Genomic DNA, 629 nt, shown 5'->3' with positions numbered 1-629 from the left:
ACGGCGAGCCGAACGGCGCGCGGGGTGGCGACGCGGGCGGTCAACTGGCCGACGCCGGCCCGGTGGACCTGGTCCTCGACGTGATCGGCGGCGAGGCGCTCGAACGCTCGGCCCGCCTGGTGCGGCCCGGCGGCACGCTCGTCACGATCGCCGCGCCGACCACGGTCCGCCCCGAGGACGGGCGGTCGGTCTTCTTCGTCGTCGAGCCCGACCGGCACCGCCTCGCCGACCTCGCGCGACGGGTCCAGGACGGGCGGCTGCGGCCCCTGGTGGGCACGGTCTACCCGCTGGCCGACGCCCCCACCGCCTTCACCGCCCGCCGCCACACCCCCGGAAAGCCCCTGATCCAGGTCGCCGACGCGCCGGCGGCGGGCTGAGGCCGCGCCGCGTGAGCGGGGCCCGGCGCAACCGCCCGGGGCCGGCGCGCCGGAGCGGAGACCGGGGCGTACTCCCGGACGTACGCGCCGAGCGGAGGCCGTAGCGTGCCGAGCGGCGGGCCGGAGCGCTCTGACACGCGGCGGGGGCCGCTCCCCGCACGGAAGTCCCCCGTGGGAGGAGTGGGAGGGGCGGCCCCTTGGCGCGCCGTCGCGCGCGCCGGCGCTGTCGGCTTCGCCAGCGCCGCGCTCCGG

General features: G+C 80.1%; 1 protein-coding gene. It reads left to right on the top strand.

Translation table 11 applies throughout. The features are described from left to right. A partial coding sequence (locus KUM32_RS39850) for a zinc-binding dehydrogenase (RefSeq protein ID WP_217146607.1) occupies positions 1-377 on the top strand: 377 nt, incomplete at its 5' end. Between the last annotated feature and the right edge of the window lie 252 nt (positions 378-629).

Source organism: Streptomyces sp. AC627_RSS907 (assembly GCF_019049165.1).
Note: the sequence above shows the minus strand (reverse complement) of the source record. Positions and strands in the feature narration are given on the sequence as shown.